We start from the raw sequence: 355 nt of genomic DNA, 5'->3' as shown, positions 1-355 counted from the left end.
GCTATTCGCCGGGACGCTTCAGTTTCAACGTGCGTGGCGGCCGCTGCGAGGCCTGCCAGGGCGATGGCCTGATCAAGGTCGAGATGCACTTCCTGCCCGACGTGTACGTGCCCTGCGACGTCTGCCATGGCAAGCGCTACAACCGCGAAACGCTGGAGATCCTGTACAAGGGCTTCAACATCAACGACGTGCTGGAAATGACCGTCGAAGATGCACTGAAGCTGTTCGAACCGGTCCCGTCCATCGCCCGCAAACTGGAGACCCTGGTTGATGTCGGCCTGAGCTACATCAAGCTGGGGCAGAGCGCGACCACGCTGTCCGGTGGTGAAGCGCAGCGCGTGAAGCTGTCCAAGGA

Annotated in this window: 1 pseudogene; it reads left to right on the top strand. The window is 61.4% G+C overall.

Annotated elements, in window-relative coordinates:
- Positions 1–355: pseudogene (locus AC1DJ5_RS14700) on the top strand (excinuclease ABC subunit UvrA); the annotation flags it as partial.

This window comes from Brevundimonas sp. 01N35, assembly GCF_056399785.1.
Note: the sequence above shows the minus strand (reverse complement) of the source record. Positions and strands in the feature narration are given on the sequence as shown.